This window comes from Desulfosarcina cetonica JCM 12296, assembly GCF_001311845.1.
Lineage (GTDB): Bacteria > Desulfobacterota > Desulfobacteria > Desulfobacterales > Desulfosarcinaceae > Desulfosarcina > Desulfosarcina cetonica.
This window is the reverse complement of record NZ_BBCC01000507.1, coordinates 1-841: the sequence shown is the minus strand read 5'-3', so window position 1 is coordinate 841 and position 841 is coordinate 1. Positions and strand designations below refer to the sequence as shown.

Annotated in this window: 1 protein-coding gene; it reads right to left on the bottom strand. The window is 59.3% G+C overall.

All coding sequences use genetic code 11. The features are described 5' to 3' along the window. The coding region (locus tag JCM12296_RS35255) for a hypothetical protein (RefSeq protein ID WP_054702845.1) at positions 1 to 776 on the bottom strand (776 nt) is incomplete at its 3' end. Positions 777 to 841 lie beyond the last annotated feature (65 nt).

Genomic DNA, 841 nt, shown 5'->3' with positions numbered 1-841 from the left:
TCCGTGCAGCGGCCGGCGCAATGATAGGCCCGCAGGAAATGAAAGGTGCGCACGTCGATGGGATCCTGGCCCTTGCCCACCCATTGGGGCTTGGACTCGTCCACGAAGCAGGTCGGGCAGTAGCACAAGGGGCAGGCGTTGCGGCAGGCATAGCAGCGGATACAGGGCGAGAGCAAATCATCGAAGAACTGCCACTTTTCCTGACTGTCCATGGCCTCGATGCGGCGCACGTCTTCATAGCGGTCGATACCGCTTTGCTCCTCCACCGGATCGGCGATCATCTCGTCATGGATCACCGGGTTGCGGTGGATGCACAGGGCGCAGTTCTGCTGGAGCACCTCGGCCTTGTCCAAGAGGGTCTCGGCACCTGTCGTGCGCACCTTGATGGTGTTATCCGTCTCGGTGACCTCGAGGATCTCGCCCTCCACCCGGGCGCTGATCTGGCGTTTGTCGATCATCCCCGTGCAGGGCACGCCGATGATGTGCAGTTGCTCGCGTTTGATTTTGTTTTCGACAATGTGGTTGACGATGTTGCGCGAATCACAGCCCTTGGCGAAAACGGCGATCTTCTCCTTGCGGTTGGTCAGGTAGTTCGCCAGGTTGATTCCGCAGTTGCTGTCCCACACCAGGGACGCCGCATCCTCGGCCCGGGTGATAAAGCACGGCTCGTTCATCATGGGCATGGTCCCTTGACGAAATCCGATGACCATCTCCACGCTGCAGTCCTTTAACAGCCGGCCGGCGATCTGTCTCATCTTCTCTGTGTATCCGGACATATCACGCTACCTTCGCCTGGGGTTTGACAAAACGGGTGTTCGGTCCCAGGGCCTTTACCGATTCG